Genomic DNA, 18794 nt, shown 5'->3' with positions numbered 1-18794 from the left:
CCAGATCATCAGAGCTCTTCAGGCCAGAACGCACGTATCCCTGCAACGCCTTGAGCACCGTTTTCCCACGCTTTCCGCCTTTCGGCAGGCCCAACACCACCCAGCAGGTAAACAGGCTTGCTGAAGCCTGTGATCAACTGCGCTGCATGCTCCCAGCCCAATGGCTGCGCCTCGGGATGTGTCAAGGTGGGCTGCACCGGTGACAGGGTCACGAAGTCAACGCCCATCTGCTCGGCCAGCGCCAGCTCTTCGGCGTTGTGGCATGAAGCCGCCAACCAGCGGTCCTCAGGAAACGGCCGTCCACGGCTGGCGTATTTGCGCAGTTGCTCGGCCGTGAGGTGCCAACCGGCGGACGGAAAATCGCCCAGCCATTCCAGCGGCCCTTTGAGCATCAGTTGCGCCTTGCCTGCGCACAGACCGGCTGCGTCCACTGCCATGTCGCGGTACTTGGGGTCGTAGCCGCCCGGCGCACGCAGTTGAACCAGCTTGATACCGCCAGCAATGGCTTTCTGAATACCGCGCAGAACTTCGACGTTGTCCAGCCCTTCAGGGGTGATCAGGTATTCGCCCGGCAGACGCGCCGCAGCGACAATCGGCCGGTTGGCCGCCGGAAAGTCGTAGTTGGCCAGTTCACGAGAAGACGCCCAGACCAGCGGCTGACCTTCGGCACCGTGCGGCTCGCCGGTGAACGCCGAGACTTCCCACACATCCAGCAGCACATGCTTGTCCGGATAGTCGTGCTGAATCTTGATCAGTGGACGTGCCGCCGTGACCACGATGCCCAGCTCTTCCTGCAGTTCGCGCCCCAGTGCAGTCTCGACCGCTTCGCCCGCTTCGACCTTGCCGCCGGGAAACTCCCACAGACCGCCCTGGTGCTGACTGTCCGCCCGTCTGGCGATCAGTATCCTGCCGTCGGCGCCACGAATGACGGCAGCGGCCACGTGAATGCGTTTCACGATCAGGACTCCTCTAGACCAGCCTGCTGCCAGCGCTGGAAGGCAGGCCATTGGTAGATGGTTTCGATGTAGGCCAGCGCTTCGTCAGGCAATGCAACGCGATACGTGCGTAACCGGATTGCCACCGGCGCGAAGAACGCATCGGCAATGCTTGGACGACCAAACAGGAAAGGCCCGTCTTGCGCAGCTGCCTTGCGGCATTCAGCCCAAAGGGCGACGACGCGGTCGATGTCGGTCTGGGTGTCGACCGGAATGACTTCCAGCGCCTGATCCTGGCGCAGGTCCATCGGCATATTGGAGCGCAGGCTCATGAAGCCGCTGTGCATCTGCGCGCAGGCGGAACGCGCCTGGGCACGGGCGGCGATATCACGCGGCCACAGATCAGCATCCGGGAAGCGCTCGACCAGATACTCACAGATCGCCAGTGAATCGATGATGGTGCCGTGTTCGCACTGCAGCGCAGGTACTTTGCCGGTAGGCGAATACTTGAGGATGTTTTCGCGGGTATCAGGCAGGTTCAGGCGGATGACCTGATCGGTGAACGGCGCGCCGGTCATCTCCAGCACCAGCCAGGGACGCAGCGACCAGGAGGAATAGCGTTTGTCGCCGATGATTAGGTGCAGGCTCATGTTCAACTCCGTTGAATGGCGCAGGCGAGTGATCGCCCGCGCCGGAATGAATCAGGTGCGGTATTCCGCGTTGATCTTCACGTATTCGTGGGACAGGTCGGTGGTCCAGATCGTTTCGCTGCAATCACCTCGGCCCAGCTCAATGCGGATGGTGATCTCCTCTTCGGCCATGACGGCCGAGCCCTGCTCTTCGGTGTAGGTCGTGGCACGGCAACCCTTGCTGGCGATGCACACGCCGCTCAGGAACACGTCGATCCTGCTGACATCCAGATCCGGCACGCCCGCACGGCCTACTGCAGCCAGAATGCGACCCCAGTTCGGGTCGGAGGCAAACAGCGCAGTCTTGATCAGCGGCGAGTGAGCCACGGCGTAGCCGACATCCAGACATTCCTGATGATTGCCGCCGCCATTGACTTCAACGGTGACGAACTTGGTTGCACCCTCACCATCACGCACGATGGCCTGAGCGACTTCCATGCAGACGTCGAACACGGCTTTTTTCAGCGCATCGAACAGCGGACCTTTGGCTTCGGTCACTTCAGGCACGTTGGCCTGACCGGTCGCGATCAGCATGCAGCAATCGTTGGTCGATGTATCGCCATCGATGGTGATGCGGTTGAACGACTTGTTCGCCCCATCACGGATCAGGTCCTGCAGAACGCTCTGCGAAACCTTGGCGTCGGTGGCGATGTAGCCGAGCATGGTCGCCATGTTAGGCCGAATCATGCCTGCGCCCTTGCTGATACCGGTCACTGTGACGGTCACGCCGTCATGCTGGAACTGACGGCTCGCGCCCTTGGGCAGGGTGTCGGTGGTCATGATGCCGGTGGCCGCAGCCGCCCAGTTATCCACAGACAGATCATCAAGAGCCGCTTGCAGCGCGCCCTCGATCTTTTCCACAGGCAGCGGCTCGCCGATCACGCCGGTTGAGTAAGGCAATACGGCAGACGCATCGACGCCGGTCAGCTCGGCCAGCTTTTCGCAGGTGCGGCGGGCGGCAGCGAGGCCGGGTTCACCGGTACCCGCATTGGCGTTGCCAGTGTTGGTCAGCAGGTAACGCACAGCGCCCTGTACGCGCTGTTTGGCCAGGATGACCGGTGCCGCGCAGAACGCGTTCAGCGTGAACACACCGGCAACGCTCGAACCTTCGGCACAGCGCATGACCACGACATCCTTGCGCCCCGGGCGTTTGATGCCGGCAGAAGAGATGCCAAGTTCAAAACCGGGAACCGGGTGCAGCGTAGGCAACGGACCAAGACCAACAGCCATCGGGGTGCTCCTCGTGGAGTGTATGCGCCGCCCACATCGGTACGGCGATTCAATGAAAAAACGCCGCGACGGGCAAGCCGGTCGCGGCGCGGGTATTACAGTGTCAGGACCTTAGTTGATCTGGCCGTGACAGTGCTTGAATTTCTTGCCCGAACCACACCAGCACAGCTCGTTGCGACCCAGCTTCTGGTCGTTGCGAACCGGTAAAGTGGCCACGGCAACAGCCTCGCCTTCTTCCTCGATCAGCGCAGGCTGGTCGATACCAGGAGCTTCGGCGTGTTCGAACTGCATGCGCTTGGCCAGTTCCTCGGCTTCCTGACGCTGACGCGCCTCTTCTTCCTCGGGGTCTTCGCGACGAACCTGAACGTGGGACAGAACGCGGATGGTGTCGCGCTTGATGGAGTCCAGCAATTCCTGGAACAGGGTGAACGACTCGCGCTTGTATTCCTGTTTCGGGTTTTTCTGGGCATAGCCACGCAGGTGAATACCGTGACGCAGGTGATCCATGGTCGACAGATGGTCTTTCCACAGGTCGTCCAGAACACGCAACAGAATCTGCTTCTCGAAGGAGCGCAGCGCTTCGGCACTGGCCTGATCTTCTTTCTCGTTATACGCGACCAGCAACTGATCCATGATCTTGGTGCGCAGGGTGTCTTCGTGCAGGTGATCGTCTTCGTCGAGCCACTGCTGAATCGGCAGCTTCACGGCGAAGTCGGTGTTCAGTGCAGCTTCCAGGCCTGGAACATCCCACTGCTCGGGCAGCGATTGTGGCGGAATGTGCTGGCTGATCAGGTTGTTGAGCACTTCAGCGCGGAAGTCAGCGATGGTGTCGCCGATATTGTCGGCCGCCAGCAGCGTATTACGCATGTGATAGATCACTTTGCGCTGCTCGTTGGCCACGTCATCGAATTCAAGCAACTGCTTGCGGATGTCGAAGTTGCGACCCTCGACCTTGCGCTGCGCTTTCTCGATGGCGTTGGTCACCATGCGGTGTTCGATGGCTTCGCCGGACTGCATGCCCAGCGCCTTCATGAAGTTCTTCACCCGGTCAGAGGCAAAGATGCGCATCAGGCTGTCTTCCAGCGACAGGTAGAAGCGGCTGGAACCGGTATCGCCCTGACGACCGGCACGACCGCGCAGCTGGTTGTCGATACGGCGCGATTCATGGCGCTCGGAGGCAATCACGTGCAGACCGCCCGCTTCGATGACTTGCTGATGACGCTTCTGCCAGTCGGCCTTGATCTGCGCAATCTGCTCAGGGGTCGGGTCTTCCAGGTTTGCGACTTCGACTTCCCAGTTACCGCCCAACAGGATGTCGGTACCACGACCGGCCATGTTGGTAGCAATGGTCAACGCGCCCGGACGACCGGCCTGAGCGATGATCTCTGCTTCCTTTTCGTGGAACTTGGCGTTCAGAACCTTGTGCTCGATGCCTTCAGCATTCAGCAGACGAGACATGTGCTCGGAGGTTTCAATGGTCGCCGTACCCACCAGCACCGGACGGTTTTCCGCCAGGCAGGCCTTGATGTCGGTCACGATGGCCGCGTACTTCTCTTCCGCCGTCAGGTAGACGAGGTCGTTGAAGTCCTTACGGGCCAGCGGCTTGTTCGGCGGAATGACCATCACGGCCAGGTTGTAGATCTGGTGGAATTCGAATGCTTCGGTGTCGGCGGTACCGGTCATGCCGGACAGTTTGTTGTACAGACGGAAGTAGTTCTGGAATGTGGTCGATGCCAGGGTCTGGCTCTCGGCCTGAATGTTCAGGTTTTCCTTGGCTTCGATGGCCTGATGCAGGCCCTCGGACAAGCGACGACCCGGCATGGTACGACCTGTGTGCTCATCGACCAGCAGCACCTGACCGTCCTGGACGATGTACTCGACGTTGCGGTTGAACAGTTTGTGCGCACGCAGACCGGCATAGACGTGGGTCAGAAGGCCCAGGTTATGCGCCGAATACAGGCTCTCGCCTTCAGCCAGCAGGCCGACTTCGGTGAGCATCTCTTCGATGAACTGGTGACCGGCTTCGTTCAGCTCGACCTGACGGGTCTTCTCGTCGACGGTGAAGTGACCGGCCTTGGTGACCTGGCCTTCCACTTCCTCGATGTGCTGTTCGAGTTTGGGGATCAGGCGGTTGATTTCGGTGTACAGCTTGGAGCTGTCCTCAGCCTGACCGGAAATAATCAGCGGCGTACGCGCTTCGTCGATCAGGATGGAGTCGACTTCGTCGATCACGGCAAAGTTGAGTTCGCGCTGGAACTTGTCGTCCATGCTGAACGCCATGTTGTCGCGCAGATAGTCGAAGCCGTATTCGTTGTTGGTGCCGTAGGTGATGTCAGCGGCATAGGCTGCGCGCTTTTCTTCCGGCGGCTGGAATGGCGTGACGATACCTACGGTCAGACCGAGGAATTCGTACAGCGGGCGCATCCAGTTGGCGTCGCGGCGTGCCAGGTAGTCGTTCACGGTAACCACGTGAACACCCTTGCCCGACAAGGCGTTGAGGTAGACCGCCAGGGTGCCGACGAGGGTTTTACCTTCACCGGTACGCATCTCTGCGATCTGACCTTCGTGCAGCGTCATGCCGCCGATCAGCTGAACATCGAAGTGGCGCATGCCCATGACACGCTTGCCCGCTTCACGCGCGACGGCAAATGCTTCCGGCAGCAGTTGATCGAGGGTCTCGCCTTTGGCTATGCGGGCCTTGAACTCTTCGGTCTTGGCGCGCAATTGCTCGTCCGAAAGGGCCACCATTTGCTCTTCGAAGGCATTGACGAGTTGAACCGTCTTGAGCATGCGTTTGACTTCACGCTCGTTCTTGCTTCCAAAAAGTTTTTTCAACAAAGGCGCAAACATATCGACAGGATCTTCCACACATAGGAATGGAGGGCGGCCCCGTGAGTCGCCCGTGCAGCCCTGATGGCTGCATGCGAACGAGCATTCTACCCGGAAACGATGGTGAGGAAAGTGGCGTTATTCCACGATGCTGGCACAGCGCTGTGACGGGGCAGATTTACAATGGGGCCATTTTCAAGCACTTCAACCCGCAAAACGGGGAAGTTACTCATTGATTTGCATATGAAAGCACGGAAAGGCCTCTGAAAGCAGCCGTTACAATGCTTTCTGTTAAGATGAGCGCCTTGTCACCAAGGCACATTCCCATGGCTTTTCGTCCTCTGAACGCTCGCGCGCCTGCCGTGCTGCTGCGCGAAGCCAAGCCTTTGAAGGCTATCTTCAGGCACGCTGAGCGCCTGAGTCACCTGCAACGCCTGGTCGAAAGCCAGTTGCAGCCGGCTGCCCGCGAACATTGTCATGTAGCTTCGTGGCGCGAAGGCAGCCTGCTGCTGATCGTGACGGACGGTCACTGGGCCACCCGTCTGCGTTATCAGCAGAAGCGGCTGCACCGACAATTGGTCGCGTTCGATGAATTCATCAACCTGACCCGCATCGTATTCAAGGTTCAGCCACCGGCAGCGCCACGCGGTGCGGCAACGCACACAATCGACTTGTCCACGGTCGCCGCCGAAAATATTCAGGCCACCGCCGAAGGCATTACCGACCCCAAGCTGCGCGCCGCACTGGAGCGGTTGGCCAGTCACGCCAGAGACAAGCGCTGAAAGGCTCACAGGCCGATCACGGACTCGCTGTGAGCCTCTCACGCATGGACAGCAGATTGAGTCGCAGCTCCGACGGCCTGAGCGGCTTGGACAATATCGAAACCTCCCGCCCCTGCAGCGCCTCCTGCACCTTCTCCACTTCACGCCCTGTGACGATCAGCGCCGGCACATCCCAGCCACGTGCAGCACGTACCTGATCAATGCAGTCGAGCCCATTGGCGGTCGTGCCCAGATCGTAATCGGCAACGATAATGTCGCAGTCGGTGGTCAGCCCCTCGGCGGAACGCGCGGGCTGAACCAGACACCCCCAGCGCTCGAGCAACGCAGCGGTGGCCATCAGGACGTTTTCGTCGTCCTCCACCAGACAAATCTTCACCCCCTTGAGCAGGCTGTCCCCCAGTACTTTCCTGCGCACAGGCTGAACCGGCGCGCCCACCTCTTCGAGCCCATCGATGGTGACCGTAGTACCACGGTCCACCTTTGAGTCGATTCTGATCCTTACGCCGAGGATCTGGCTGAGCCGCTTCACGATAGACAACCCCAGCCCGACGCCCTCGACGTCCTTGTCGCGCAGGTGACGGACGCGATAAAACTCATCACACACGCGGGGCAGGTGCTCCGAGGCAATACCGCGCCCCTGATCATGAACACTGATTGAAAGCCCGCCTGAGGATCGACGCACGCCAATCAAAACCGGACGATCAGGCGCATATTTGAGCGCATTGGAGAGAATATTCTGGACCATGGTAGAAAGCAGCGTGCCATCGACCCTGGCCCAGTGCCGACATGGTCTGAGTCTCAACTCGACGCCAGCCCAGCGTGCCGCCGCAGCGTTCTGCTGAACCACATCGCGAAGCATCTCGCCCAGATGAACGATATCGGACTTGGCCGAGACCTTGCCGCTGTCCAGCGTATAAATATCCAGAATGGAGCGAAACAGTTGCGAGACGTTGTGCAGGGAGCGATCAATGTTGTCGACCAGTTGGCGCTCGTACTCGCCCAAAGGGCTTGAGCGCAGACAGGCGGTGAACATGCCGATCGAGTGAATGGGTTGACGCAGGTCGTGACTGGCCTGGGCCAGAAACCGCTCTTTCTCCTGATTGGCCATGGTGGCCTGCTCTGAAGCCTGACGGGTCCTTACCAACAGAATGTGGGCGTAGCCAGGCACCAGAATAGTGATCGCCACCAGCATCAGAACCATGAACGGCTGCGCCTGCCAATAAGGCGTCAACTGATAGATGATAAGGATCGCCAACATCGCCAGAGACGCAGCGATCGCCAGATAGCGAGAACCGTAACGCATGCCATTGCCGAGCGTAACCCAGACCATGACGCTGAAAATGGGCAGTGTCGCCTCGCCCCCTACCACCAGCCCGACCGATATTCCGGTGTAGTCATGCACCATCCCAAACACACGTCGCACGACGAACTCACCGGGGTAACTGATGATGTGCTGACGCAACACCAGGGAAACCACAAGGAAGGCGGCGTAATACATGATGATCGGTTCATATTGGGCGACGTTCAGCCCCGGCAGCAAGCCGATCAATGAGACATAGGTGATCGCAAAGGTCGCCACGATCAGACGCAAGGTCGCCTGATCCAGCTCGGCATTTTTCCGGTCGCTCATCTGCCATCTTCTCTCAATGGAAAAGCCTGTATGAGCTGTCACGATACCTGACACCTGCTGCCGATCGTTACAGACACCTCTCACCGGATAAACAAAAACTCACGGTTTTCTGCTCGCCAAAAGGCGCAGCGGATTTGATGAGTGATATGGACAGCCAGATCGACATTCTTCAACACATAAAAAAAGGCCACCCGAGGGCAGCCTTTAAAGAACAAAAGGAAAGAGAGTAAAGCTTGCTTACACGGCCGCGACAGGACGCATGTAAGAAATAGGTGCCGTACTGGCATCCTCGAAGGTCACCACTTCCCAGGCATCTGTCTGCGCGATAAGCGCACGCAGAAGACGATTGTTCAGTGCGTGCCCCGACTTGAAGCCCTTGAACTCACCGATCAGGCTATTGCCCAGCAGGTAAAGGTCACCAATGGCGTCCAGGATTTTATGTTTGACGAATTCGTCCTCGTACCGCAGGCCGTCTTCGTTCAATACGCCTTCCTTGTCGACCACGATGGCGTTTTCCACACTGCCGCCGAGTGCGAGGTTGTGCTTGCGCAGGTACTCGATGTCACTCATGAACCCGAAGGTACGGGCACGGCTGACTTCCTTCACGAAGGAAGTGCTGGAAAAGTCCACGCTTGCACTCTGGGTGCGGTCACGGAAGACGGGGTGATCGAAATCGATCTCGAAACTGACCTTGAACCCTTCGAAAGGCACGAAAGTAGCGCGTTTACCGCCCTCTTCCACTGTGACTTCACGCAGGATCCGGATGAATTTCTTCGGCGCGTCCTGCTCTTCCAGGCCAGCCGATTGAATCAGGAATACGAAAGGGCCTGCGCTGCCGTCCATGATAGGAACTTCGGAGGCAGAGAGCTCGACGTAGGCGTTATCGATGCCAAGGCCAGCCATGGCCGAAAGCAGGTGTTCTACCGTGTCAACTTTGACATCACCATTGACCAGCGTGGTCGACAGAGTGGTGTCACCGACGTTTTCCGCACGCGCAGGGATCTGCACGACAGGATCAAGGTCGGCTCGGCAAAACACAATGCCGGTATTCACAGGTGCGGGCTTGAGGGTCAGGTAAACCTTCTCCCCGGAGTGCAGGCCTACACCTGTGGCACGGATAATATTTTTCAGGGTGCGTTGTTTAATCATGGCATGGGCCGCTTCAGCGCAAGTTGCGAACTGGTATCAACAAAGGCTGGCGATGATAGCAGACCATGCCTTTGCTGAACACCAATCACCCTAATACCCCTGATACATTTCATCAATCGGCCTGACGACGCAGGAAAGCCGGGATGTCCAGGTAGTCCAGATCATCGTTAGGGTTCATCTTCGCTGCTGCCGTTGCGCCTGCGTGTGCCTGATTGCGCATCACGGTAGGACGGTCCAGATCGCGGTAGTTGACCGAAGGGGCTTCCTGACGGGCCGCTGGCTGAGCCGAAGGCTGCTGAGTGGTCTGCAGGGTGTTGTCGATCACCTTGACAGGCTTCTCGATTTTCGCGCCCAGACCGGTCGCAACCACGGTCACGTGCAACTCGTCACGCATGTCCGGATCGATAACGGTACCGACCTTGACCATCGCGTGCTCGGAAGCGAACGCCTCGATGATGCTGCCCACGTCCGAGTATTCACCCAGAGACAGGTCAGGACCGGCGGTGATGTTGACCAGGATGCCGCGCGCGCCCTGCAGGTTGACGTCTTCGAGCAGCGGGTTGCGGATGGCGGCCTCGGTCGCTTCACGTGCACGGTTAGGACCGCTGGCGCAGCCAGTGCCCATCATCGCCATGCCCATCTCGCTCATCACGGTACGTACGTCGGCAAAGTCGACGTTGATCATGCCCGGACGCTTGATGATGTCGGAGATACCGCGAACGGCACCGGCCAGAACATCGTCTGCCTTGGCGAAAGCCGACAGCAGGCTGGCGTCCTTACCCAGGATGGTCAGCAGCTTCTCGTTGGGAATGGTGATCAACGAGTCGACGCTTTCGGACAGCATGCGGATGCCTTCATCGGCGATCTGCATACGCTTGCGGCCTTCGAACGGGAACGGACGGGTCACGACTGCGACCGTCAGAATGCCCATTTCCTTGGCCACTTCGGCAATGATCGGTGCTGCACCGGTACCGGTACCGCCGCCCATGCCCGTGGTGATGAACACCATGTTGGTGCCTTGCAGGACTTCTGCAATGCGCTCACGGTCTTCCAGTGCGGCCTGACGACCGACTTCAGGGTTGGCGCCAGCGCCAAGACCTTTGGTCACGCCTGTGCCCAATTGCAGAATGGTGCGCGCGCCGATGTTTTTCAGCGCTTGAGCATCCGTGTTGGCGCAGATGAATTCCACGCCCTCGATGTTGCTCTTGACCATGTGATTGACAGCGTTACCGCCACCACCACCTACACCGATGACCTTGATTACCGGGCTTTGCGGGACGTTGTCTACGAGTTCGAACATTTTCTCTCTCCTTCCGCTCTCTAGTTAGTTTGCCTACTGCCTGCCGCTATTGTTTTGAAGCGTTGAATCTTGAATCGTTGAAGCTTAGAAATTGCCCTGGACCCAGCGCTTGATACGCTCAAGCACCGGAGCCTTGGGTTCGTCGCCGTAACTGCTGTTGCCGACAATCCCCGACAGCGAAATGCCATCGGATTGTTTCTGCAGCCCGTACAGCAACAGGCCTACGCCTGTGGAGTAGATCGGGTTGCGAACGACATCAGCGAGCCCTTTGACGCTATGCGGAACGCCCAGGCGCACCGGCATGTGGAAGATTTCCTCGGCAAGTTCCACCGCACCTTCCATTTTCGAGGTACCACCGGTCAGCACGATGCCGGCCGGGATCAGGTCTTCATAACCACTGCGACGCAACTCAGCCTGGATCAGGGTGAACAGCTCGTCGTAACGAGGCTCGACCACTTCGGCCAGCGCCTGGCGGGACAGTTCGCGAGGTGGACGGTCGCCCACGCTCGGTACCTTGATGGTTTCACCAGCACCGGCCAGCTTGGCCAGGGCGCAGGCATAACGAATCTTGATTTCTTCGGCGTACTGGGTCGGTGTGCGCAGCGCCATGGCGATATCGTTGGTCACCTGATCGCCCGCAATCGGAATCACCGCGGTGTGCCGGATCGCGCCTTCGGTGAAGATCGCGATGTCGGTGGTGCCACCGCCGATGTCCACCAGGCAGACGCCCAGCTCTTTCTCATCATCGGTCAGGACCGAATAGGCAGAGGCCAGTTGCTCCAGGATGATGTCGTCGACTTCCAGACCGCAGCGACGCACGCACTTCTCGATGTTCTGAGCAGCGTTCACTGCACAGGTCACGACGTGCACCTTGGCTTCCAGACGAACGCCCGACATGCCCAGCGGCTCACGAACACCTTCCTGGTTGTCGATCACGTAGTCCTGAGGCAGCGTATGAAGGACGCGCTGATCGGCAGGGATGGCAACGGCCTGGGCGGCGTCGAGTACGCGTTCAAGATCCGCAGAGCTCACTTCACGGTCACGGATCGCCACGATGCCGTGGGAGTTCAGGCTGCGGATGTGGTTGCCCGCGACGCCGACGAACGCCGAGTGAATGCGGCAGCCAGCCATCAGCTGGGCCTCTTCGACGGCGCGCTGGATCGACTGCACGGTCGACTCGATGTTCACCACCACGCCCTTTTTCAGGCCGCGGGAGGGATGGGTACCGATACCCACGATTTCCAGCGAGCCATCGGCCGCGACTTCGCCTACCAGTGCCACCACCTTGGAGGTACCGATATCCAGCCCGACGATCATTTTGCCGCTTTGCACATTTGCCATGGTCCTGCCTCTTATCAATTCTTCGCGACGGCGGGTTTTTCCGACGTCGGCGCTGCCTGTTCACGCCAGCCAACCGCAAGGCCGTTGGCGTAACGCAGGTCGATGCGCGCAATATTCGTGATTTGGTCTTTAAGCGTTTTGTCGTAAATCGCGATGAAGCGGCGCATTTTTTCGACGAGATGGTCGCGTCCCAGCAACAACTCGATACCCGGCCCGGCACTACCGGCGCCTGTAGTCAGGAACCAGCTGCCACGCTCGCGCAATTCCAGGCGCGCGATGGAGAACCCCATGGGGCGCAACATCTGACTCAACACCTGGTATTGCTGCATCACCTGCTGCTGGGCCCGCTGCGGGCCGAACAACTGGGGAAGATGTTCATAGTTGGACAGTTCACGCGGCGTGAAAGCCTGTCCCTGGTTGTTGAGCAGTGATTCGTCACCCCAACGGGCAACGGGCAACTGCTCTTCCAGGCGAATCACCACCTGGTCCGGCCACACACGCCTGACTTCGGCATGTGCAATCCATGGCATCTGTTCAAGCTCGGTGCGCATCGCGGCCAGATCGATCTTGAAAAAGCTCGAGGCCACGAACGGTGCAATCCGCTGCTGCACGGCCTGCTGACTGATATAGCTCAGATCGCCCTGCACATTGATGCGGGTGATCGGGCGGTCGGCGTACGGCATGATCCGCAGCGCCGCTTCGTACGTACCAAGGCCCAGCACCACCAGCATCACAGGCCAGAACAGACGCTTCAGGAAACCGAAGCTCGGCTTGGGCATGCGCGCAGACAGCGGCTCCTTGGCCACCATCCGGCTGGCGCCACGAGGCACCGGCTTGCGGTTGGGTGCTGGAGGCTGATGACGTGCCGAAGCGTTCATGCCTTAACCCCTCGCCTGAACGCTGTCGGCCAGAATCGCCAACACCAGTTGCTGAAAATCAAGGCCTGCTGCACGTGCGGCCATCGGAACCAGGCTGTGATCGGTCATGCCTGGTACTGTGTTGACTTCCAGCAGCCAGAACTTGCCTTGCGCGTCCTGCATGACATCCGTGCGCGCCCAGCCTGCGATGCCAATGGCTTCGCAGGCGCGTGCTGTCAGTTGCTTGAGTTCCTGCTCACGCTCGTCGCTCAGCCCGCATGGAATCCGGTACTGGGTATCGGAAGCAAGGTACTTGGCGTCGTAGTCGTAAAAGCTGTGAGGAGTGCCCAGACCGATGACCGGGAGCACCTGATCACGCAGAGAGGCCACAGTGAACTCCGGCCCCTGAATCCACTGCTCGACCAGGACTTGCGAATCGTAGGTACTGGCAGCTTTCCAGGCGGCGATCAATTCGTCGACGCTGGTCACTTTAGCCATACCGATACTTGAGCCTTCATGGGCCGGTTTGACGATCAAAGGGAAGCCCAGTTCCGTCGCGGCAGAAATACAATCCTGTTCGCTGACGAGTACCGCATGCAAAGGCGTCGCAAGGCCCAGGCTCTGCCAGACCTGCTTGGTGCGCAGCTTGTCCATGGCCAGAGCAGAAGCGAGCACGCCGCTGCCGGTATAGGGGATTTCCAGGCACTCCAGCAGCCCCTGCATGGTGCCGTCTTCGCCGCCACGGCCGTGCAGCACGATGAACGCGCGGTCGATCCTTTCACTCACCAGTCGCTGTAGGAAATCGTCGCCCACGTCGATGCCGAACGCATCCACACCGGCAGCCTGCAGTGCCTCAAGCACTGCCTGACCGGATTTCAGGGACACTTCCCGCTCGGCACTCTTGCCACCAAAAAGCACGGCAACGCGGCCGAAACTTTTCGGCTCGAGTGTCGAGCGCAGGGAAGACGGGGCGACGGCTGTCATTTCAGCTTACCTTCGGTAGAAGCCACTTTTGCGCCGACGAACAGCGGACTCTTGAGCAATTGCGGAGCCAGACCACCGATGTCGCCCGCGCCCTGGCACAGCAGGATGTCGCCCGCGCGCAGCAGCGGCTTGACCAGCGGTGCCAGCTCGACGCCACGCTCGATGTAGATCGGATCAAGCTGGCCTCGCTGACGAATGCTGTGGCACAGGTTGCGGCTGTCCGCACCGGGGATCGGTTCTTCACCGGCCGGGTAGACTTCCATCAGCAACAGAACATTGGCATCGGCCAGCACCTGCACGAAATCGTCGTACAGATCACGGGTGCGGCTGAAACGGTGCGGCTGGTAAACCATGACCAGACGACGATCCGGCCAGCCACCACGAACGGCATTGATCACCGCCGCCACTTCACGCGGGTGGTGGCCGTAGTCGTCGACCAGCATCACGTTGCCGCCTTCAACCGGCAGTTCGCCATAAACCTGGAAGCGACGGCCCACGCCCTGAAAGCCGGACAGCCCCTGAACGATGGCTTCATCACTGACGCCTTCGTCGGTCGCGATCGCGATGGTCGCCAGCGAGTTGAGCACGTTGTGATTGCCCGGCATGTTCACGGACACATCCAGCGGCTCGCGGTCGCGACGCAGCACGGTAAAGAACGTCAGCATGCCGTCCTGGCGCACGTTGATTGCGCGCACATCGGCTTCTTCGCTGAAGCCGTAAGTGAGGATCGGACGCTTGACCTGCGGCAGGATTTCACGGACCACAGGATCATCGATGCACATGACCGCCAGCCCATAGAACGGCAGGTTGTGCAGGAACTCGACGAAGGTTTTCTTCAATTTGTTGAAGTCACCTTCGTAGGTCGCCATGTGATCGGCGTCGATGTTGGTGACCACTGCAACCAGCGGCTGCAGATGCAGGAAGCTGGCATCGCTTTCGTCGGCTTCGGCGATCAGATAACGGCTGGTGCCCAGCTGGGCATTGGTGCCGGCAGCATTCAGACGACCACCGATCACGAACGTCGGGTCCAGGCCACCGGCCGCGAATACCGAAGCGATCAGACTGGTGGTGGTGGTCTTGCCGTGGGTACCGGCAACCGCGATGCCGTGGCGATAGCGCATCAGCTCGGCCAGCATCTCGGCGCGGGGCACGACCGGAATACGGCGTTCCAGAGCGGTGGCCACTTCGGGGTTGGTCGTGTTGACCGCACTGGACACCACCAGCACATCGGCACCCACGGTGTTCTCGGCGCGATGGCCGAGGAAAATCTGCGCGCCGAACGATTCGAGACGTTCGGTCACCGGAGAACTTTTGAGGTCGGAACCCGAAACTTCGTAGCCCAGGTTCAACAGAACCTCGGCAATGCCGCACATGCCGACACCGCCGATACCGACGAAGTGGATGCGACGGATGCGGCGCATTTCAGGTTGCGGCATGGCGCGCTGACTCTCAACCATTGACCACCTCCACACAGACATCGACCACGGTATTGGTTGCATCGGGCTTGGCCAGGCGACGTGCCGTGCGGGCCATGCTGTTCAATTGTTCGGGTTGCATCAAAACCTCTTTCAGGCGTGCAGCCATCTCGGCTACGCCAGTTGTCGCTTGCGGCATGACAAAGGCTGCGCCTTCGCGAGCCAGATAGTCAGCGTTACGGGACTGATGGTCATCGATCGCATGGGGCAGCGGGATCAGCAGCGACGGCAGGCCTGCGGCCGCCAGTTCGCTGATGGTCAGTGCGCCTGCGCGGCAGACCACCAGATCGGCCCAGCTGTACGCTTGAGCCATGTTCTGGATGAATGGCGCCACTTGCGCCTCGACGCCCACGTTGCGATAGCGCTCGGCGGTGATTTCGTCGTGATTCTTGCCCGCCTGATGAAACACCTCTGGCCGGATATCCTCGGGCAGTTGCGCCAGCGCTTCGGGCAGCAGTTTGTTCAGCGGCTCCGCACCCAGGCTGCCGCCCAGCACCAACAGACGCGCCTTGCGACCGGCCAGGGCCTGACGCGGGGTTTCAAGAAACAGCTCGACACGCACCGGATTGCCGGTCGTGCGGCGTTTCTTCGAGGCCGCGAAGGTATTGGGGAACGCCTCGCATACACGGCTGGCGAACGACGCAAGGCTGCGATTGGCAGTGCCGGCCACAGCGTTCTGCTCGTGAATGATCAACGGTACGCCTGCCAGCTTCGCCGCAAGGCCACCGGGACCTGTGACATAGCCACCGAAGCCGACCACACACACCGGCTTGAGCTCACGCACCACCTTGCGGGCCTGCATCAGCGCCTTGAGCAACATCAGCGGAGCCTTGAGCAGGGACAGACGCCCCTTGCCACGCAAACCAGTGACATTGATCAGGTGCAGGGCCAGACCGGCCTGAGGCACCAGTTCGTTCTCGATGCCACGCGGGGTGCCCAGCCAGTGAACCTTGTAGCCACGCGACTGGAATTCGCGCGCGCAGGCCAGCGCCGGGAATACATGCCCGCCGGTACCGCCCGCCATGATCAGTACGTTAGCGTCCATGAGGCGCCTCCTCGGCGAAGTCGCTCTCTTTGAACTCGGCCTCTTCACTGCCCATGTTGTTGCGCGATTCCCATTCGATGCGCAGCAGCAGCCCCAGGCTGGCACAGCAGATCACCAACGAGCTGCCGCCGTAGCTCAGGAACGGCAACGTCAGCCCCTTGGTCGGCAACAGACCGACGTTCACACCGATGTTGATCAGGAACTGACCGATCCACAGGAAAGAAAGACCGTAGGCAACGTAGGCACCGAAGAACTGTTTGGCCCTTTCTGCCCACATACCGATGTACATGCCACGAATACTGACGAACAGGAACAGCGCAACCGTGAGCAACGAACCCACGACACCCAGCTCTTCGGCGAGTACGGAGAACACGAAGTCCGTATGCGCTTCCGGCAGATAGAATTGTTTCTGGACGCTGTTGCCCAGACCGACACCGAACCATTCGCCTCGACCGAAGGCGATCAGCGCCTGTGTCAGTTGGTAGCCGGAACCGAACTGATCGGCCCATGGATCGGTAAAGTTGGTCAGACGCGCCATCCGGTAAGGTTGGGCCTGAACCAGTACGACCACCGAAGCAACCGCCAGCACGACCATCAGCGAGAAGCGGAACAGCCCGACGCCGCCCAGGAACAGCATCGCAGCCGCAGCCCCCATCATCACGACGGTTGCACCGAAGTCAGGCTCCATCAGCAACAGACCGGCCATGGGCAGCAGCACGATGAACGGCTTGAAGAAGCCCATCCAGCTTTCACGCACTTCCTGCTGACGACGAATCAGGTAACCGGCCAGAAAAATCACCACGAAGACCTTGGCGATTTCGGACGGCTGCACGTTGAACGCGCCAAAACCGATCCAGCGCATCGAGCCGTTCACCTCGCGTCCGATACCCGGTACCAGCACCAGCAGCAGCAAGCCGAACGCACCGAGCAGCATCAGCCAGCCCAGGCGCTGCCAGGTGGCGACCGGAATCATCATGGTCACACCGCACGCGCCCAGACCGATCAACAGATACACCAGGTGACGCGTCATCATGTACAGCGTGTTGCCCGACTGCACGGCGGCGACTTCCGACGACGCAGAGGTAATCATCACCAGACCGAGGCCCAGCAAGGCAAGACAACCGACCAGCATCGGGAAGTCGAGGTCGATGCCCCGTCCGCTGATCAAAGGCGATGGATACGGCTTGATCACACCGAAGATCATGACAAGCACTCCACTGCCTGCGCGAACACTCGTCCGCGCTCTTCATAATTCTTGAACATGTCCAGACTGGCGCAGGCCGGGGACAGCAAAACGGCGTCGCCGCCCTGAGCCAGTTCAGCACTGCTTTCAACTGCTGCCTGTAGCGTGTCGACACGCACAAGCGGTGCCGCGTCGCCCAATGCCTGAGCGAGCCTTTCGGCATCACGCCCCAGCAGCACGACGCTGCGACAATGCGCAGCAACCGCAGCACGCAGGCCGCTGAAATCGGCGCCCTTGCCGTCGCCACCGGCGATCAGCACCAGCTTGCCCGGAATGTCTGCGCCCAGACCTTCGATGGCCGCCAGTGCAGCACCAACGTTGGTGGCTTTGGAGTCGTTGTAATAATGAACACCGTTCAGCTCACGGACCCACTGACAGCGATGCTCGAGACCCGAGAACTCACGCAGCGCCGACAACATGGCATCAAACGGCAGACCAACCGCATGGCCCAGCGCCAGAGCTGCCAGTGCGTTTGCGTGGTTGTGCGCACCGCGCATTTTCAGCTCGCGAACAGGCATCAGGTTTTCGAACTGGAAGGCCAGATACTTTTCGCCGTTTTCTTCGCGCAGACCAAAGCCGTGGAAGTCCGGTTTGTTCAAACCGAACGTCCAGCACGGCAGACCTTCGCCAATCAACGGGCGGGACAATGCGTCCTGACGATTGACCACCACCTGCCGCGCGCCCCGGAAGATCCGGTGCTTGGCCAGGTGGTAGGCCGGCAGACCGCTGTAACGGTCCATGTGGTCTTCACTGATGTTCAACACGGTCGCCACTTCAGCATTGAGCTGATCGGTGGTTTCCAGTTGAAAGCTGGAGAGCTCCATCACGTACAGATCAACGTCATCGCTGAGCAGATCGAGCGCCGGAGTACCCAGGTTGCCACCGACGGCAACGCGCTTGCCTGCCGCTGCAGCCATCTCGCCCACCAGCGTCGTCACGGTGCTTTTGGCATTGGAACCGGTGATGGCAACAATCGGCGCTTTCGCGTAACGCGCGAACAGCTCGATATCGCCCGCCATCTTCACGCCACGCGCCTGAGCCTGCTGCAAGGCAGGCGTCGCGAGGGCAAGACCCGGGCTCACATAGACTTCGTCGGCACGGCAGAGGAATTCCACGTCCAGCTCGCCACAACGCACTTCCACCTGCGGGTAATCCCGGCGCAAGGTCGCCAGTTCCGGCGGATTCTCCCGCGTGTCGGCCACGGCAAAGGACACGCCCCGGTTCGCCAGGAAGCGAACCAGAGACATGCCGCTTTTGCCTAGACCCACGACAATGCGGAAGCGGTCGGAAACGATCAGGGACACT

At 59.9% G+C, this 18794-nt stretch carries 15 protein-coding genes; 1 reads left to right on the top strand and 14 read right to left on the bottom strand.

What is annotated here, in order from left to right; all coding sequences use genetic code 11:
- Positions 1 to 8: 8 nt before the first annotated feature.
- The 4 genes from KDX39_RS21315 to secA all read right to left on the bottom strand — a co-directional run bounded on the left by KDX39_RS21315 (position 9) and on the right by secA (position 5704).
- Positions 9 to 956 carry a Nudix family hydrolase gene (locus KDX39_RS21315; protein WP_231661709.1) on the bottom strand — a complete coding sequence of 316 codons (948 nt, stop codon included), beginning with the start codon at positions 954 to 956 and terminating at the stop codon, positions 9 to 11.
- Positions 957 to 958: 2 nt separating this feature from the next.
- A complete protein-coding gene (locus KDX39_RS21310; RefSeq protein ID WP_231661708.1) occupies positions 959 to 1585 on the bottom strand; it encodes a glutathione S-transferase family protein in 627 nt (208 codons plus the stop codon).
- 51 nt (positions 1586 to 1636) lie between these two features.
- Complete coding sequence (gene argJ / locus KDX39_RS21305; protein WP_231661707.1) at positions 1637 to 2854, bottom strand: bifunctional glutamate N-acetyltransferase/amino-acid acetyltransferase ArgJ; 1218 nt, start codon at positions 2852 to 2854, stop codon at positions 1637 to 1639.
- A 111-nt stretch (positions 2855 to 2965) separates the two neighbouring features.
- Positions 2966 to 5704, bottom strand: a complete 2739-nt coding sequence (secA, locus tag KDX39_RS21300) for a preprotein translocase subunit SecA (protein WP_231661706.1) — start codon at positions 5702 to 5704, stop codon at positions 2966 to 2968.
- Between the two features lie 305 nt (positions 5705 to 6009).
- Here secA and KDX39_RS21295 point away from each other — a divergent pair, with 305 nt between their 5' ends.
- The gene (locus tag KDX39_RS21295; protein WP_231661705.1) at positions 6010 to 6465 is read left to right on the top strand and encodes a DUF721 domain-containing protein; all 456 of its coding nucleotides are present in this window, start codon (positions 6010 to 6012) and stop codon (positions 6463 to 6465) included.
- Between the two features lie 16 nt (positions 6466 to 6481).
- Here the strand turns inward: KDX39_RS21295 and KDX39_RS21290 are convergent, their stop codons facing one another.
- The 10 genes from KDX39_RS21290 to murD form a co-directional block, all read right to left on the bottom strand.
- A complete protein-coding gene (locus KDX39_RS21290; protein WP_231661704.1) occupies positions 6482 to 8095 on the bottom strand; it encodes a hybrid sensor histidine kinase/response regulator in 1614 nt (537 codons plus the stop codon).
- A gap of 237 nt (positions 8096 to 8332) precedes the next feature.
- Positions 8333 to 9244 (bottom strand): UDP-3-O-acyl-N-acetylglucosamine deacetylase, encoded by a 912-nt coding sequence (gene lpxC, locus KDX39_RS21285; protein ID WP_099226296.1) that lies wholly within the window; start codon positions 9242 to 9244, stop codon positions 8333 to 8335.
- Positions 9245 to 9356: 112 nt separating this feature from the next.
- A complete protein-coding gene (ftsZ, locus tag KDX39_RS21280; protein ID WP_099226297.1) occupies positions 9357 to 10544 on the bottom strand; it encodes a cell division protein FtsZ in 1188 nt (395 codons plus the stop codon).
- Positions 10545 to 10628: 84 nt separating this feature from the next.
- Positions 10629 to 11885: a cell division protein FtsA gene (gene ftsA / locus KDX39_RS21275; protein WP_004881500.1), complete on the bottom strand. Its 1257-nt coding sequence runs from the start codon at positions 11883 to 11885 to the stop codon at positions 10629 to 10631.
- A 14-nt stretch (positions 11886 to 11899) separates the two neighbouring features.
- Positions 11900 to 12763: a cell division protein FtsQ/DivIB gene (locus KDX39_RS21270; RefSeq protein WP_231661703.1), complete on the bottom strand. Its 864-nt coding sequence runs from the start codon at positions 12761 to 12763 to the stop codon at positions 11900 to 11902.
- A 3-nt stretch (positions 12764 to 12766) separates the two neighbouring features.
- On the bottom strand, positions 12767 to 13726 hold the full coding sequence (locus tag KDX39_RS21265) for a D-alanine--D-alanine ligase (RefSeq protein WP_231661702.1): 960 nt from the start codon (positions 13724 to 13726) through the stop codon (positions 12767 to 12769).
- Complete coding sequence (gene murC, locus KDX39_RS21260) at positions 13723 to 15183, bottom strand: UDP-N-acetylmuramate--L-alanine ligase (protein WP_099226300.1); 1461 nt, start codon at positions 15181 to 15183, stop codon at positions 13723 to 13725. The genes KDX39_RS21265 and murC overlap by 4 nt, the downstream gene beginning before the upstream one ends.
- Positions 15176 to 16246: an undecaprenyldiphospho-muramoylpentapeptide beta-N-acetylglucosaminyltransferase gene (gene murG, locus KDX39_RS21255; RefSeq protein WP_231661701.1), complete on the bottom strand. Its 1071-nt coding sequence runs from the start codon at positions 16244 to 16246 to the stop codon at positions 15176 to 15178. The genes murC and murG overlap by 8 nt, the downstream gene beginning before the upstream one ends.
- Positions 16236 to 17450: a putative lipid II flippase FtsW gene (gene ftsW / locus KDX39_RS21250; protein ID WP_269439955.1), complete on the bottom strand. Its 1215-nt coding sequence runs from the start codon at positions 17448 to 17450 to the stop codon at positions 16236 to 16238. The genes murG and ftsW overlap by 11 nt, the downstream gene beginning before the upstream one ends.
- A complete protein-coding gene (gene murD / locus KDX39_RS21245) occupies positions 17447 to 18793 on the bottom strand; it encodes a UDP-N-acetylmuramoyl-L-alanine--D-glutamate ligase (protein WP_210042337.1) in 1347 nt (448 codons plus the stop codon). The genes ftsW and murD overlap by 4 nt, the downstream gene beginning before the upstream one ends.
- Position 18794: the final 1 nt, after the last annotated feature.

This window comes from Pseudomonas sp. CDFA 610, from assembly GCF_021147865.1.
Classification (GTDB): Bacteria; Pseudomonadota; Gammaproteobacteria; order Pseudomonadales; family Pseudomonadaceae; genus Aquipseudomonas; species Aquipseudomonas alliivorans.
The sequence above is the reverse complement of the archived record's forward strand: the minus strand, read 5'-3'. Positions and strand labels throughout refer to the sequence as shown.

What these genes read in the sequence shown, in the direction of transcription:
- KDX39_RS21310 (WP_231661708.1), bottom strand. Translation starts at nt 1,585, where the DNA reads ATGAGCCTGCACCTAATCATCGGCGACAAACGCTATTCCTCCTGGTCG.
- argJ (WP_231661707.1), bottom strand. Translation starts at nt 2,854, where the DNA reads ATGGCTGTTGGTCTTGGTCCGTTGCCTACGCTGCACCCGGTTCCCGGT.
- secA (WP_231661706.1), bottom strand. Translation starts at nt 5,704, where the DNA reads ATGTTTGCGCCTTTGTTGAAAAAACTTTTTGGAAGCAAGAACGAGCGT.
- KDX39_RS21295 (WP_231661705.1), top strand. Translation starts at nt 6,010, where the DNA reads ATGGCTTTTCGTCCTCTGAACGCTCGCGCGCCTGCCGTGCTGCTGCGC.
- KDX39_RS21290 (WP_231661704.1), bottom strand. Translation starts at nt 8,095, where the DNA reads ATGAGCGACCGGAAAAATGCCGAGCTGGATCAGGCGACCTTGCGTCTG.
- lpxC (WP_099226296.1), bottom strand. Translation starts at nt 9,244, where the DNA reads ATGATTAAACAACGCACCCTGAAAAATATTATCCGTGCCACAGGTGTA.
- ftsZ (WP_099226297.1), bottom strand. Translation starts at nt 10,544, where the DNA reads ATGTTCGAACTCGTAGACAACGTCCCGCAAAGCCCGGTAATCAAGGTC.
- ftsA (WP_004881500.1), bottom strand. Translation starts at nt 11,885, where the DNA reads ATGGCAAATGTGCAAAGCGGCAAAATGATCGTCGGGCTGGATATCGGT.
- KDX39_RS21270 (WP_231661703.1), bottom strand. Translation starts at nt 12,763, where the DNA reads ATGAACGCTTCGGCACGTCATCAGCCTCCAGCACCCAACCGCAAGCCG.
- KDX39_RS21265 (WP_231661702.1), bottom strand. Translation starts at nt 13,726, where the DNA reads ATGACAGCCGTCGCCCCGTCTTCCCTGCGCTCGACACTCGAGCCGAAA.
- murC (WP_099226300.1), bottom strand. Translation starts at nt 15,183, where the DNA reads ATGGTTGAGAGTCAGCGCGCCATGCCGCAACCTGAAATGCGCCGCATC.
- murG (WP_231661701.1), bottom strand. Translation starts at nt 16,246, where the DNA reads ATGGACGCTAACGTACTGATCATGGCGGGCGGTACCGGCGGGCATGTA.
- ftsW (WP_269439955.1), bottom strand. Translation starts at nt 17,450, where the DNA reads ATGATCTTCGGTGTGATCAAGCCGTATCCATCGCCTTTGATCAGCGGA.